The organism is Paenibacillus sp. SRL342 (genome assembly GCF_984798905.1).
In genome coordinates this window covers 2,532,818-2,547,365 of the sequence record NZ_OZ481790.1, presented here as the reverse complement: position 1 = coordinate 2,547,365, position 14,548 = coordinate 2,532,818, and the positions used below count along the sequence as shown (strand labels likewise).

14 protein-coding genes are annotated in these 14,548 nt (G+C 44.5%); all 14 read right to left on the bottom strand.

Features of this window, described 5'->3' with window-relative positions:
- Positions 1 to 8 precede the first annotated feature (8 nt).
- The 14 genes from AC4E8D_RS11720 to fliM are packed head-to-tail and all read right to left on the bottom strand — an operon-like array spanning position 9 to position 14,540.
- Complete coding sequence (locus AC4E8D_RS11720) at positions 9 to 470, bottom strand: chemotaxis protein CheW (RefSeq protein WP_036609340.1); 462 nt, start codon at positions 468 to 470, stop codon at positions 9 to 11.
- A gap of 41 nt (positions 471 to 511) precedes the next feature.
- Positions 512 to 2,584 carry a chemotaxis protein CheW gene (locus AC4E8D_RS11715; protein ID WP_490206249.1) on the bottom strand — a complete coding sequence of 691 codons (2,073 nt, stop codon included), beginning with the start codon at positions 2,582 to 2,584 and terminating at the stop codon, positions 512 to 514.
- Positions 2,585 to 2,616: 32 nt separating this feature from the next.
- Positions 2,617 to 4,059, bottom strand: coding sequence for a chemotaxis-specific protein-glutamate methyltransferase CheB (gene cheB, locus AC4E8D_RS11710; protein WP_490206248.1), 1,443 nt, complete (start codon positions 4,057 to 4,059; stop codon positions 2,617 to 2,619).
- Positions 4,060 to 4,091: 32 nt separating this feature from the next.
- Positions 4,092 to 4,979: a MinD/ParA family protein gene (locus AC4E8D_RS11705; protein ID WP_076208891.1), complete on the bottom strand. Its 888-nt coding sequence runs from the start codon at positions 4,977 to 4,979 to the stop codon at positions 4,092 to 4,094.
- Positions 4,976 to 6,328, bottom strand: coding sequence for a flagellar biosynthesis GTPase FlhF (flhF, locus tag AC4E8D_RS11700; RefSeq protein ID WP_221824175.1), 1,353 nt, complete (start codon positions 6,326 to 6,328; stop codon positions 4,976 to 4,978). Before flhF ends, AC4E8D_RS11705 begins: the two co-directional genes overlap by 4 nt.
- Positions 6,325 to 8,358, bottom strand: a complete 2,034-nt coding sequence (flhA, locus tag AC4E8D_RS11695) for a flagellar biosynthesis protein FlhA (protein ID WP_091017288.1) — start codon at positions 8,356 to 8,358, stop codon at positions 6,325 to 6,327. Before flhA ends, flhF begins: the two co-directional genes overlap by 4 nt.
- A gap of 25 nt (positions 8,359 to 8,383) precedes the next feature.
- On the bottom strand, positions 8,384 to 9,466 hold the full coding sequence (gene flhB, locus AC4E8D_RS11690) for a flagellar biosynthesis protein FlhB (protein WP_179088479.1): 1,083 nt from the start codon (positions 9,464 to 9,466) through the stop codon (positions 8,384 to 8,386).
- Between the two features lie 23 nt (positions 9,467 to 9,489).
- Positions 9,490 to 10,278 (bottom strand): flagellar biosynthetic protein FliR, encoded by a 789-nt coding sequence (gene fliR, locus AC4E8D_RS11685; RefSeq protein ID WP_036609353.1) that lies wholly within the window; start codon positions 10,276 to 10,278, stop codon positions 9,490 to 9,492.
- Positions 10,279 to 10,288: 10 nt separating this feature from the next.
- Positions 10,289 to 10,558 carry a flagellar biosynthesis protein FliQ gene (gene fliQ, locus AC4E8D_RS11680; protein WP_047842485.1) on the bottom strand — a complete coding sequence of 90 codons (270 nt, stop codon included), beginning with the start codon at positions 10,556 to 10,558 and terminating at the stop codon, positions 10,289 to 10,291.
- A 25-nt stretch (positions 10,559 to 10,583) separates the two neighbouring features.
- Positions 10,584 to 11,339 carry a flagellar type III secretion system pore protein FliP gene (gene fliP, locus AC4E8D_RS11675; RefSeq protein ID WP_017689173.1) on the bottom strand — a complete coding sequence of 252 codons (756 nt, stop codon included), beginning with the start codon at positions 11,337 to 11,339 and terminating at the stop codon, positions 10,584 to 10,586.
- Positions 11,336 to 11,872, bottom strand: coding sequence for a flagellar biosynthetic protein FliO (locus tag AC4E8D_RS11670; protein WP_143760270.1), 537 nt, complete (start codon positions 11,870 to 11,872; stop codon positions 11,336 to 11,338). Before AC4E8D_RS11670 ends, fliP begins: the two co-directional genes overlap by 4 nt.
- 11 nt (positions 11,873 to 11,883) lie before the next feature.
- Positions 11,884 to 12,249 carry a response regulator gene (locus AC4E8D_RS11665; RefSeq protein ID WP_017689175.1) on the bottom strand — a complete coding sequence of 122 codons (366 nt, stop codon included), beginning with the start codon at positions 12,247 to 12,249 and terminating at the stop codon, positions 11,884 to 11,886.
- A 28-nt stretch (positions 12,250 to 12,277) separates the two neighbouring features.
- Positions 12,278 to 13,552 carry a flagellar motor switch phosphatase FliY gene (fliY, locus tag AC4E8D_RS11660; RefSeq protein ID WP_150367668.1) on the bottom strand — a complete coding sequence of 425 codons (1,275 nt, stop codon included), beginning with the start codon at positions 13,550 to 13,552 and terminating at the stop codon, positions 12,278 to 12,280.
- On the bottom strand, positions 13,542 to 14,540 hold the full coding sequence (gene fliM / locus AC4E8D_RS11655; protein WP_221824176.1) for a flagellar motor switch protein FliM: 999 nt from the start codon (positions 14,538 to 14,540) through the stop codon (positions 13,542 to 13,544). The genes fliY and fliM overlap by 11 nt, the downstream gene beginning before the upstream one ends.
- Positions 14,541 to 14,548 lie beyond the last annotated feature (8 nt).

Below are 14,548 nucleotides of genomic sequence, written 5' to 3'. Positions count from 1 at the left end.
CCACGGTACTAGCCCTCAACACTTTCCAGCTGTACAATCTCGCTTTTATTTAATACTTCGTTTAGGTTGAGCATAATCAACAAGCGTGAATCCTCCAATTTAGCAACACCTCGCAGGTATCTTGCTTTGACGCCGCCAACCACTTCTGGTGGGCTATCGATTGCACTGCTCTTAATATCAATAACATCATTGGCAGAATCTACGATAAAGCCAACTTGCATGTCGTCTACACCTACGATAACAATACGAGTCTGATCCGTGTATTCCGTTTCCGGAAGGGAGAAACGACCGCGTAGATCAATGACCGGAATTACAACACCGCGTAGATTAATAACTCCTTTTACAAAGGAAAGTGTCTTGGGAACACGGGTAATTGGCATCATGCGCTCAATCGTCTGAACCTTATCTACCTCAATACCATACTCTTCGGAACCCAATTTAAAGACGATGACTTTCAACTCTTCTTCCATGTAAAAAACCTCCCTATTAAATGTAAGACTTAGCTCTATGCTTATTTAATAAATGCATTAGGATCAAGAATCAGGGCTACTTGTCCATCTCCGAGAATGGTTGCTCCAGAGATTCCTTCAATAGCAGGAAGATAGGTTCCCATTGATTTGAGAACAATCTCACTCTGTCCAATAAATTCTTCAACAGCTACGGCTGCAAGACGGTCGCCTTTGCGAATCACGACAATTTCTGTTTCCTGCTCATCAGCGTCATTGAAATCCGGTACGGAGAAAACTTCGCTCAAGGACAAGTACGGAATCAGTGACTCACGGAACGTGATCATTTTATTGCCGTGAATATTACGAACTTGCTCACGTTGTACAATGGCCGTCTCTACAATGGAGGACAACGGAACAGCGTATTTCTCTGAACCAAGTCGTACAAGCATTGCAGCAATAATGGATAGAGTCAATGGAAGCTGAACAGAGAAGTTCGTGCCTTTGCCTGGAGTTGAATGAATGGTTACATTACCGCCAAGCGAAGTGATCTTCGATTTTACTACATCCAAGCCAACGCCCCGACCAGAGATATCCGAGATAATATCAGCAGTACTAAAACCAGGTGCGAACAACAGTTGATTTACTTCATCGTCACTCATCTTGGCACCTTGTTCTTCGGTTACAACACCACGTTTGATCGCGGTTTTCAAAAGCTTGTCGCGATAGATACCTTTACCATCATCTTCAATCTCGATAAATACGTGATTCCCACTGTGGAAGGCACGCAGGTTTACTGTACCCATCTCTGGTTTACCTGCAGCTACACGCTCTGCAATGGATTCCACACCATGGTCAACCGCGTTACGCAGTAAATGCACAAGCGGATCACCAATCTCATCAATTACCGTACGATCCAGTTCCGTCTCAGCACCTGTAATCACCAGATCGATTTTTTTATCAAGTGTCTTAGCCAGATCACGGATCATGCGCGGGAATCGATTAAATACAGTATCTACCGGAACCATCCGCAATTTCAGTACAATATTTTGCAAATCTGTGCTAACTCGACTTAAATGAGCTACTGTATCGGATAAATCATTGTTGCCTGTTTCACTGGCCAGTTGCTCCAGACGTGAACGGTCAATCAACAATTCGCTGAACAGGTTCATCAATACGTCGAGACGTTCAATATCCACACGAATGGTACGTGAAGGTGCAGCAGCTTGCTTCGGTGCAGCTGTTTTAGCTGGTGCCGTTGTGGTTTCTTCTTTGGGTACAGAATTCTTATCCGGCGAAGCAACCTCAGCTACAGCTGTTGGTGCGGGTGGCGCTTCAACTGTAGCTGCTACCTGATTGGCCATCTGCTGAAGAGTCTCCTGATCCAGTTGAATGAGCTTCGCACTTTCAATTTCAGAGATACTCATGATGCCTTCTTCCAGTTCGTGCGCCTCTTTAGTTGTTATGTAATACAACGAGAAACTGCGCTCAAACTTCTCCTGCTCAATATCCTGAACGGATGGGTAAGCCTTAACGACTTCACCTGAACGTTCCAGCATATCAAAGACCATATAAGCCCGTACACCTTTTAACTGGCTATGCTCGCTAACAAGCACATCCACGTAGAACACACGATGACCTTCGGCGATCGACTGATCCAGCACTGAATATTGGAATTCATCCAGCTCCACAGCCGAAGAAATTGAAGCGTTAGCTGGCTTGTTTGTTTCTGTAGCAGGTCCGTCTCCATTTGTCATTTCACCATTTTCAATGGCCTGAAGTGAAGCTACGATTGCCGACACATCTGCTTTACCTTGTCCACCTTCGGTAATATCCTGAACCATGGTTTCCAAAGCATCCAGACTCTTGAACATGGTATCAAAAATGTAATCCTGCATTTTCAACTTCTCATTACGAACCAGATCCAACACATTTTCCATTTTATGTGTCAGTGATGCCAAATCTTCAAAGCCCATAGTTGCTGCCATACCCTTCAAGGTATGAGCAGAGCGGAATATAACCTGAACTATGCCCAGGTCTTCCGGATTGCCTTCGAGTTGAAGCATGTTTTCGTTAAGCGATTGCAGATGATCATTAGACTCATCAATAAACATGGATAAATATTGGTTCATGTCCATTGTGAGGCACCTCCTCCGTGAGTTACACTCCGTTATTTCACTGCTTGAACAAGTTTAGACGCAATCTCCTGCAATGGCAGAAGATGACGAACGCATTGCAGCTCTACAGCAGAACGCGGCATACCATATACAACACATGTTTCTTCATTCTCGGCAAAGGTTGATGTAACTCCAGCTTCGTATAATCTCTTCATCATACGTGCTCCATCACTTCCCATTCCCGTGAGCAAAACAAGATGCCTTTGTAAAGATGTAAACGGCAGAAGTGACTCAAACATCGTATCCACTGAAGGTCTATGGCCATTCACTGGTTGATCTTCAGTCAGCTTCACGATAAACTTCCCGTCTGCTGTTTTGTTAACTTTCACATGGAATCCGCCGGGTGCTATATAGGCAGTTCCTTTTTTCAGAACCATGCCCTCTTCAGCTTCAACCACATGCAGTGGACTGAATGTATTTAATCGTTGAGCCAGAGAACGTGTGAAGTTGGGCGGCATATGCTGCACAATAATAACCGGTGCAGGCAAATCAGCAGGCAACTGCTCAAGCAATGTTTTGAGAGCCCTCGGTCCACCCGTAGAACAACCTATTGCCACAAGTTTGTTGAATGGTCCTTCCAGCCCCCCTCCACCTTTGGGGACAGGATTAGGCTTGATTACATCCTTGGCTTTTGCAGAGGCAGAAGTTGCCGCTATTTGATCGGCTGCCACTCTAGCTGCATTAGGTAGTCGAACTTCCTTTGGAGTCTGTACCGTATTAGCTGACCTCACTGCTTTTTCTGCCTTCGTCCCCAGATTACGCTCAGCCTTCGGCAAAGGCTCTGATTTGTTCTCTACGCGACCTGGTTTTGAAGGTGACAATGGTTCAATTGCTTTCTTTGACTTGGCCTGAAAAGCTTCAGTCCGCTCTCGAAGAGAGTGTTGACTCGTCTGGACAGGTTCGATCGTTTTTTTCACAGGTTCCGCTCGATCCCTAGCCGGCAGTTCTTTCTGCACTGGCTGAGTTGGGGGAGCAACTGCTCCTCGCAACATGTCTCTATTTTTCATGGATAACTCACGATCAGCTTTTCTTTTGATCTCATTCATCGCAGCACGCATGCGCTCAACCAAGGCTTTACCGACTTGAGCAATATCCTGGTCATGTGAAATAGATGGTTTGCGAATGAAGTCAAATGCCCCGGCTTCAAGCGCCATAATGGTTTCTTTCATACCTTGTTCATTGATACCAGAGAGCATAATCACAGGAACGAAAGATTCCTTCATAATTGATTTTAAAGCATCCAACCCATTCATTTCGGGCATCTCAACGTCCATTGTAATAATATCTGGTTTCAATTCCAGTGATTTTTGAATCGCTTCTCTACCGTTTGATGCCGTTGCCGTAACCTTGAATTCCGGATCCGCTTGGATCAAATCCGTAACAATCTTACGCATAAAAGCGGAATCATCGACAACCAATACTTGATACACCGCCATGTTGTGTCACCCCTGTTTCCTTTATTCAGAAATCATGTTGTTCGTTTAAGCCACTTATTCATAAATCCCCTGATTCCTGTCAAGGTTCCGGATCCCGGAGTTGCAGGTACAGCCAGATAACGAAGAGCAAGTTTCTCTATATCTTTGGAGGCTTTGGCATTGGGATAAGCCAGACTATAGGGCATTTGCCTTTTAACCGCCTTGACTACCTGGGCGTCTTCTGAAATATACCCAAGTAGCGGAATATCCGTCTGCAAAAACCGCCTCGCCACTCCAGCTATTTTATCTGCCACCCGTTCCGCTTCTCGTTCGTCTTCCACCCGGTTAACGATCATCCGAAAGGGCGTAGCATTTTCCTGGCCGTGCATAACTTTGACTAAAGCATAAGCATCGGTTATTGAAGTCGGTTCAGGTGTAGTTATAATCAGGCATTCATCAGCAGCACCGATGAACTTCATATTCTCTCTGGAGAGTCCTGCCCCAGTGTCAAAGATGACATAATCCATTTCCTGGGCAATATCCTCGACTTGACTGGCGAAAAACTCCAGATCACGATCAGACAATGAGAACAACTCTTTCATGCCTGATCCCCCAGCAATGTAAGGCAAGCCACTGGCACCCAGTTGTATGATTTCCCTTATGGATTTATGTCGGTACAACAGGTGGTAAAGATTATAGGAAGAAGACGTACCCATAAGAACATCAATATTAGCCATTCCAATATCAGCATCAAATACAAGTACCTTTTGCCCCAAAGCCTGCAATGCCAAGGCAAAGTTCAGTGTGAAATTGGATTTACCAACACCTCCCTTACCACTGGCCACAGTAATGATTTTCGAGGATCGAATATCTCGCTCAATGCCTTCCAATTCCAATGGCGCGGAGACCATACTTCGAAGTGCAGCTGCCTGATCCTTCATTGTGACCATTCTCCCAGCAACTGTTTAGACAACGAATCTGCATCCGGCTTCAACAAATCGTCCGGAACATTTTGTCCATTTGCCACATATGCGAGCTTGAGTGGAAAACGGTGTAACAAGTTAAATAACGGACCGCAACTCCCAGTCTCATCCATTTTGGTGAAAATCACCTTATCTAGACCATATTTACTGAAATGTTCCGTAATCTGAACCATATCAGCACTTTTGGAAGTCATACTCATGACCAGAAAGGTTTCGCTATTCTCTACAGGAGCAAGCAAACTTTGCAATTCCGAAACAAGTAATTCATTTCTGTAGTTTCTACCCGCTGTATCCATAAAAATCAAATCACAATTCTCTAATCGAGAAATGGCACGTTGTGTATCACCGGGTGATTGTACCACCTCAAGTGGAACATTCAGTATAGATGCATATGTTCTAAGCTGTTCTACCGCCGAGATCCGATACGTATCTGATGTAATGAATCCAACTTTACGCTGTTTTTTGAACATTTGTTCAGCAGCCAATTTTGCAATTGTCGTTGTTTTCCCTACACCGGTTGGTCCAGCTACATAGACGATTCGCGTGGTAGGAAGAATGCCTTCTTCAATACGTTGCTCCAAAAAGTGCATAACCTCAAGCTTCACTATTTGCTCTACATCCTGTTCTTTCAATCCATCCTCAGACCATTTTGCTTGAATTGAATCAAACCAGGATTCCCATACTTCAGGCCAAACATCTTGTTCTGTCAAACGTTCTCGGATCGTATGCAGTTCCTCTGGCACAGGATCCGCAGAAGTACCTTGCTTTGAAAGCCTGGTTACCATCTGTTTAAGATCCTGCAATTCAGTCATCAACTTATCCTGCTGCAGGTCTGAACCTGTTGGCTTCGGACCAGTTGCTGAACCCGAAAAATCCGCCCCTTGCGGTCGCGGTTTATGATCCGTGCTCGAAGAACCAGAGCCGCTGTCTATGTCTGAACCGATATTACGCGATTCAAACACAGACGGCGCAGCCGCAGATTGGTCCTGTGCACTTTGATCACCTGTACTCATTGTCGCCGACTCATCAGAAGCCGCAACAAACGAACGAGCTGTTTGCCGATAAGCCTCAGGTACAAATGCACGAGGTACAGGTGTGAATTGATTTTGTACTGGCTTTGTTGTTTGCTTGTTTTCTTCCTTATCCACTGCAGCTACAACTTCGATCCGTTTTTTGCGAAACATTCCCATTACACCGCCCACCTTAATCTCTTTGGTGGACAGAATAACGGCATCACTTCCCAGGTCTTTGCGAATTTGAAGCATAGCTTCGGGCATGGTCTCAACAACGTATTGTTTTACTCTCATAAGTTCACCACCCCGATACTTTGAATTTCAACATTCGGCTCCAACTCGCTGTAGGAAAGCACAGGAATGTCCTGCATAGTACGTTCAATAACCTGACGCAGATACATCCGAATGGTTGGAGAAGTTAATACAACAGGTTGCTGACCTGATTGAATCAAACGGTTCACTTGTTCACTGAGCTTCTGATATACACTTTGTGTAGATACAGGGTCCAGCGCAAGATAACTGCCTTGATCCGATTGTTGCACACTTTCAGCAATTTTCTTCTCAAGACCAGGTCCAACCGTGATCACTCGAAGTGTCTCACCTTTTTGAGAGAACTGCTGAGTAATCTGACGTGAGAGGGATTGTCTGACGTATTCAGTCAGCACATCAGGATCCTTCGTATACGTACCATAGTCAGCCAGTGTCTCGAAGATGGTAACCATATCCCGAATAGATATTTTCTCACGCAATAACTTGGCAAGCACTTTCTGTACATCACCAATGGAAAGTAGAGAAGGGATCAGTTCATCCACAAGGGCAGAATAGTTCTCTCTGAGATTATCCACAAGTGCTTTTGTCTCTTGTCTTCCAAGTAACTCATGCGCATGTTTCTTAATCAGTTCCGTCAGATGTGTAGCCACAACGGAAGGCGGATCAACGACCGTATATCCTGCAAGTTCCGCTCTGTCTTTGGTTACTTCATCAATCCATAGTGCCGGAAGTCCAAAAGCAGGCTCCGTCGTTTCAATACCTGTCACAGACTCCTCATCATAGCCAGGACTCATGGCAAGGTAATGATTCAGCAACAGTTCTCCTCCGCCTACCACATTACCCTTGATTTTGATAACATACTCATTGGGTCTTAGCTGGATATTGTCTCGAATCCGTATGACCGGAACGACCAACCCAAGTTCAAGAGCACACTGCCTCCGAATCATAATGATCCGATCCAATAAGTCCCCACCCTGCTGATTATCAGCAAGCGGGATTAAACCATAACCAAATTCAAACTCAATAGGGTCCACCTGAAGCAGGTTAATTACACTTTCAGGACTTCTAACCTCTTCAATCTGCTGTTCTTCTTCCAACTGTTCTTCCGCTACTTGTTTCAAATTCAGATTATTCTGCATACGCCACGCGGCATATGCCAACACACCTGCCAACGGAAGCGTAGTAATAACATGAATGGGTGTGAAGAAACCGAGCATGGCGATAACGAAAGCTACGATATAAATAAGTATTGGATATGTAAACAGTTGCCCTGTAATATCATCTGCCAGGTTTCCTTCGGATGACGCTCTGGTGACGATAAGTCCTGCTGCTGTGGAAATAAGCAGAGCAGGGATTTGGCTTACCAATCCATCTCCGATCGTCAGTACAGAGTACGTTGACATTGCATCTGCAAAAGCCATCCCATGCACAGTCATACCGATTATAAATCCACCAATGAGATTGATCAGGAGGATGATAATACTTGCAATTGCGTCACCTTTTACGAATTTACTTGCTCCATCCATCGCTCCATAGAAATCGGCTTCACGTTCAATTTTGGAACGACGCTCACGAGCTTGTTGCTCGTTGATCAGACCCGCATTCAGATCCGCATCAATACTCATTTGTTTACCAGGCATCGCATCGAGGGTGAATCGGGCAGCAACTTCAGCTACGCGCTCAGACCCCTTTGTAATAACGATAAACTGAACGACAACGAGGATCAAAAACACAATAAATCCAATCGCAATTTGCCCACCAGCAATCCAGCTACCAAAGGTAGCAACTACAGCTCCGGCATCCCCATCACCAAGGATTAGCTTGGTTGTCGAAATGTTCAGTGCCAGTCGGAATAGTGTAGTGATCAACAGCAAAGCTGGAAAAATAGAAAACTGCAACGCTTCTTTGCTGTTCATGGCAACAAGGAGTATCATCAGAGCAATTGAAATATTCACGACCAGCAACAAGTCCAACAGCCAGGGCGGGATCGGGAGAATCATCATCAACACAATGCCAATGATACCCGCAAGGACAGCTATATCTTTAATCTTCAATGAATGTACGGCCTCCGATCCCCTTTTATTTCGTTCTGCCCTTTAGTTTATATACATAAGCCAGCACTTCGGCTACCGCTTGAAACAAATCGGCCGGTATAGCGTCACCAATCTCGGCTCTCTGGAACAATGCTCGTGCTAACGGCTTGTTTTCCATCGTAATAACACCGTTTTCTTTGGCAATTTCCTTAATACGCAAGGCGACATAATCCTGACCTTTGGCAATAATCTGCGGTGCCTCCATCTCGGAACCTTCATACTTTAGCGCAACCGCGAAGTGGGTCGGGTTCGTGATGATTACATCCGCATTCGGCACTTCCTGCATCATACGCTGCATAGCCATACGACGCTGACGTTCCCGAATTTTACCTTTGATCAGCGGATCGCCTTCCATTTTCTTGTACTCATCCTTAATGTCCTGCTTGGACATGCGAATCTTCTTCTCATGGTCATACTTCTGATACATGTAATCAAATATCGCAAGTATCATTAATGCCACTGCAATCTTGATACCAAGACTTAAAGTGATCGACGCAGCGAAATGTAAAATAGCATCCAATGAAAAATGAGAAAGTGATGCAATATCTGACTGGTAGCCTTTAATTGTACTGTAAACGAGATAACCGATAATCGACATTTTCAAAATGGATTTAGCAAATTCCACTAATGAGCGGAGAGAGAATATATTTTTGAAACCTTTAATCGGGTCCAGTTTCTCAAGTTTTGGCTTCAAACCTTCCCCTACAAGAAGAAAACCAACTTGCATGTAGTTAACGATCAAAGCAACCAATAACGCACCCAGCAAAACGGGAGCGATCAGTAACAAAACTTCAATGCCATAGCGCATCATAAGCGCCATCACATTCTCTCCGGTGATATCCATACTCAATCGATTGATAAAGATATCTGTAAACAGACGAACTATACGTTCTTTATAGAAATTGCTGAATACCATCATGATCAAAAACGCGATTAGGAGAATGGATGCGCCAGATAGTTCAGCACTTTTTACAACCTGTCCTTTTTTTCGTGTATCCTGTCTCTTTTTCGGGGTAGCTTTCTCCGTCTTCTCCCCTGAAAACAACTGGAGGTCGAGTTGAAGTTTCATCCGTGTCTTTTCCTCCGTTTCACTCAGCCGGGCCTTTGTCCAATGGTTCCAAGCAATTTTTCCATCGATCTGAAAATCGCTTCGAACAATTGACTAAATACAAAGGAGAAACTGGGAACCAGCAAAAGCAAAATAGCAAGACCAACGAGTAACTTAAGCGGCAACCCAACTGCAAATACATTAAATTGAGGAGCAGTTTTGGCCAAAAAACCCAATCCAACATCCGTCAAAAACAACGCAACTACAATTGGAGCCGACATCTGAAAAGCCAGCATAAATGATTGACCTAAGGTCTGAATCAAAAATTCAGCAATACTTCCATCTGCCAACCGTAGGAAAAACACATTCGATAATGGTACCCACCGGTAACTGTAAACTATCGCATCCAGCAAATAATGGTGTCCATTCATCGTCAGAAACAGAAGCATTGCAAATGCATACTTCAAGTTACCCGTAAGTGGAGCTGAAGCACCTGTCATTGGATCATATACATTAGCCATACCAAAACCGATCTGTAGATCGATAAAGGTCCCCGCAGTCTGGACAGCCGTCATCAACAGATAAGCCACAAAACCTAAAAGCAGGCCAATTAAAATCTCTCTGATGATCAATAAGACATAGCTCAGGTCTGTAGGCACGGTCTGGTCTATTCCATAGATCAGATAGACAGACAATGTGACAAATGCAGAGATACCAATTTTAACTGAAGCCGGCACATTTCGAGCCGAAAAAACTGGTGCAGTTACAAAAAATGATGTGATTCGACAAAACATAAGCAGAGCGACAGGGAAACTTTGCAACAATGTCTCCATCTGCTAAAGCCTACCCTATGTATCTGTATAGATTATCGAGAATGTTAAACGTAAAATCGACCAAGATATTTAAGATCCAAGGTCCAAACAAAAGTACTGCCAGAAGTACGGCAACAATCTTGGGCACAAAAGCTAATGTTTGTTCCTGAATTTGAGTTGTCGCTTGAAAAATACTGATTGCAAGTCCTACAACCAGAGCTAGTATAAGCATGGGTGCGCTGGCCAGCAATGACGTGTATACCGCTTTCCCGGCCAGACCGATAATAAATTCCGAAGTCATGACCGTCCTCCTTTAACTTTCCGGATCAAGTATTAAAACTCAGTAACAGTGACTTGACAACCAGATACCACCCGTCTACAAGGACAAAGAGCAGTATTTTGAAAGGTAATGAGATCATGACCGGCGGAAGCATCATCATCCCCATTGCCATGAGTGTACTCGCGACAACAATGTCTATAACCAGAAACGGAATAAAAATCATAAACCCCATCTGGAATGCTGTCTTCAACTCACTGATTACATATGCCGGCACCATAACAGTAATTGGGATATCCTGATAGGTCTTTGGTTGTTCAGTCTGATTGTACTTCATAAACAGTAACAGATCTTTTTCTCTGGTATGACTAAACATAAATTTCTTTATGGGATCAGCTGCTTTTTCAAGTGCCTCGGTTTGCGTAAGCTCTCCCTGGAGATAGGGCTGAAGCGCTACCTGATTTATGGAAGACAACGTCGGCGACATAATGAAAAGTGTCAGAAATAGCGCCAAACCGACCAGCACCTGATTCGGTGGCATTTGTTGTGTACCTAAAGATGTACGTATAAAACCGAGCACAATCACAATCCGAGTAAAACTGGTCATCAGTACAAGCATTGCTGGAGCAATACTAAGCACCGTAATTAACAGAATGATGGACAGTGAACTCGTGCTTGGTGTCCCTCCATCACCGTTTCCAATCTGAATATCAATATTCGGAATGGGTTCGGCAAAGGCAACCGTTACAGATGCCAGACTGATAAGTCCTAATAAACAACACGCTAACCAAATCTTTTTCTTCATGAATCCCTCGACCGATCTGTAGTATTGTCTTTATCCAGGAGCTTTTCCATCTTCTCTTTACGGTTAGGCATCTGCCGAAGTTTGGATTCAAACATTTCGTGAAAAGAAGTTGTGTCCTCTAGTTCCATTTCCCGCGGCGGTTCTTCTCTACGGAAACGTTTTGTGAGCTTGGCAATGAGAGGTGAGAGATTCCCTTGTTGTGCAGCAGCATCTCGTTCGAAGGAATCAATGATTCTTTGCGCCTCTTCCAGATCTGAAACCTTATCTACCAACTGAATGTCTTCACCTACACCAAGCAGATATACACTTCCACCAATTTCAATAATTTGCAGCGACTTGTTTTGCCCCAGTCCAACCCCGCCCAGGGTACGAATTGTGCCGTGCCGGAACATTTGCTGATTCCGTTTGTTTAAAAAACGGATCAGATAAACAATAAGGGCCAGGATGACGGCCAGGACAACAATCACCCATACAAGCTGTAAATAATAATTGGTTCCCACGCCAGCTCCTCCTGGAATATCACCCTGAGCCATCATCATGTCTCTTAAACGCCCAGTGTCTTGCTGATCGCTTCGATAACCCGGTCAGATTGGAAAGGTTTAACGATAAAGTCTTTGGCACCTGCTTGAATAGCGTCGATTACCATCGCTTGTTGCCCCATCGCGGAGCACATAATTACTTTAGCGTTAGCATCAATCTTCTTGATTTCTTTCAAAGCTGCAATGCCATCCATCTCAGGCATCGTAATATCCATTGTGATCAGATCCGGACGAAGCTCTTTAAATTTCTCAATTGCTTGTGAGCCATCCTGTGCCTCACCAACAACCTCATATCCATTTTTGGACAAAATGTCCCGGATCATCATTCTCATAAATGCAGCGTCGTCTACGACTAAAATTCGGTTTGCCATCTTGATTCAAGTCCTCCCTAAATTGTGCTTATTGTAATTTCTGAATTCGGTCCCATTGGCTAACGATATCTATAACACGAACACCAAAGTTTTCGTCAATAACGACAACTTCTCCCTTGGCGATCAGTTTGTTATTCACCAAAATATCGACAGGTTCCCCGGCTAACTTATCCAGTTCGACAATCGAACCCTGTGACAGTTCCAAAATATCTTTAATTTGCTTCTGGGTCCTTCCTAATTCTACGGTGACCTTAAGGGGAATGTCCATCAATAAATTCAAATTGTTTTCGTCTACCTGACCATACGCCCCGTTTTGCAAATTGGCGAATTGAACTGGTTGTACGTTAACATTCCTATTTGGCATTCCACCGTAATGTTGAGGTGCACCATAAGGTTGCTGCGGGGGCATGCCATACGGCTGCTGTGGCGGCATTCCTTGAGGCATACCCATCGGGGCCTGTCCATATCCGTTATAGTCCTGAGCAGGCTGTTGTGGAGCTTGTGGAGCCTGTTGGTGCTGAACGGGCGGCTGCTCCGCAACCGGTGGTGGCGTTGCTGGTACAGCTGCTGGCGCAGGTTCAGGTGTTGATGCCACTGGTGCGCTGGCAGTTGACTCCTGAGCGCCTCCAATCAGCATATCTACCATGTTTTTGGCAAAATGTACTGGAAGCAACTGCATCAGATTGGAATCGATCAGATCCCCGATTAACAAACGAAATGAAACTTGGATAAGGGTCTCATCTGCTGGAAGATTACTTACACCCTCTCCACTCTCCAGATTGAGAATATCGATTCCCGGAGGGGAAATATTCACAAAACGATTAAAAATCGTGGACATTGAGGTTGCAGAGGAACCCATCATCTGGTTCATCGCTTCCTGTACCGCACTAATATGGATTTCATTCAGTTCTTCATCGACCGGATTTCCTTCACCACCCAGCATCAAATCAGCGATGACTTGAGCATCTCTCTTCTTGATAACAAGTGAGTTAATGCCTTCGAATCCATCCACGTAATTCACATGAACGGCAACATGCGGCTTAGGAAAAGCTTCTTCAAACTGCGTTCGACTAATGATAGAAACTTTAGGTGTTGTAATATCTACTTTGAGGCCTAATAGCGTGGATAAGGCTGTTGCCGCGCTACCAAATGTGATGTTACCAATCTCCCCCAAGGCATCCTGCTCCAGCTCGGTCAAAAAATCATCAACCGTCTTTTCAGCGGGTTCCGAGCTGTTTATCGATTCCGATTGCCTGAGCAAAGCATCGATTTCTTCCTGGGATAAATAATCCTTACTCGTCAAATTCTTCAACTCCTTCGGTGACAATCTCGTCTATTTGCACAGCCACACGGTCCTTGATTGTCCCCGGACTGCCCATGTATTTCAGTTTGTCACCCACTTTAATGGAAAGTCCCTCATCAACCGGTTTGTTCAACGTAATGACATCGCCAACCGACAGACCCAGAAATTCTGCAATTGAAATTCTGGATTCTCCCAATTCCGCAACGATGGGTAACTTGGCTTTGTTCACACGCTCTTTTAGAGCATCATACTCCTCCGGAGCTCTCGTTTTCTTCTCCGAAACAAACCACTGATGAGTTGACAACCGTGACATAATAGGTTCAAGAACGACATGCGGTATACATAGATTGATCATGCCTGTCGTGTCACCAATTTTGGTACTGAGCGAGATCAGAGCAATGGTCTCATTGGGAGATACAATCTGCATAAATTGCGGATTGGTCTCGAGCGCTTCCATCCTCGGGGTAATATCCAACACGGTCTTCCATGCTTCTTGCAAACTTTCAAATGCACGGCTGAATATTCGTTCCATGATGGTCGTTTCAATCTCCGTCATCGATGCAATCTTTGTTGGAGCACTCCCGGTTCCACCAAGAAGGCGATCCAACATAGCATATCCCACGTTTGGATGGACTTCCATCACCATTCGTCCCTGTAGTGGCTCCGCTTCAAAAATGTTCAATATCGTCATCTTAGGAATAGAACGGATAAACTCATCATAAGGCAACTGTTCGACCTGAACGACATTGATTTGAACGAACGTCCGCAGTTGGGCTGAAAAATAAGTGGTGAGAAAGCGTGCAAAGTTTTCGTGAATACGAGTCAAGCTTCTGATATGGTCTTTGGAAAAACGCACTGCCCGCTTAAAATCGTACGATCTAATTTTCTTCTGAGTTTCTTCCTTCTTCAATTCTTCTGCGTCCATTTCACCAGAAGAAAGGGCTGCTAATAGGGCGTCAATCTCATTTTGTGATAATACATCCACCATGTTCTCAC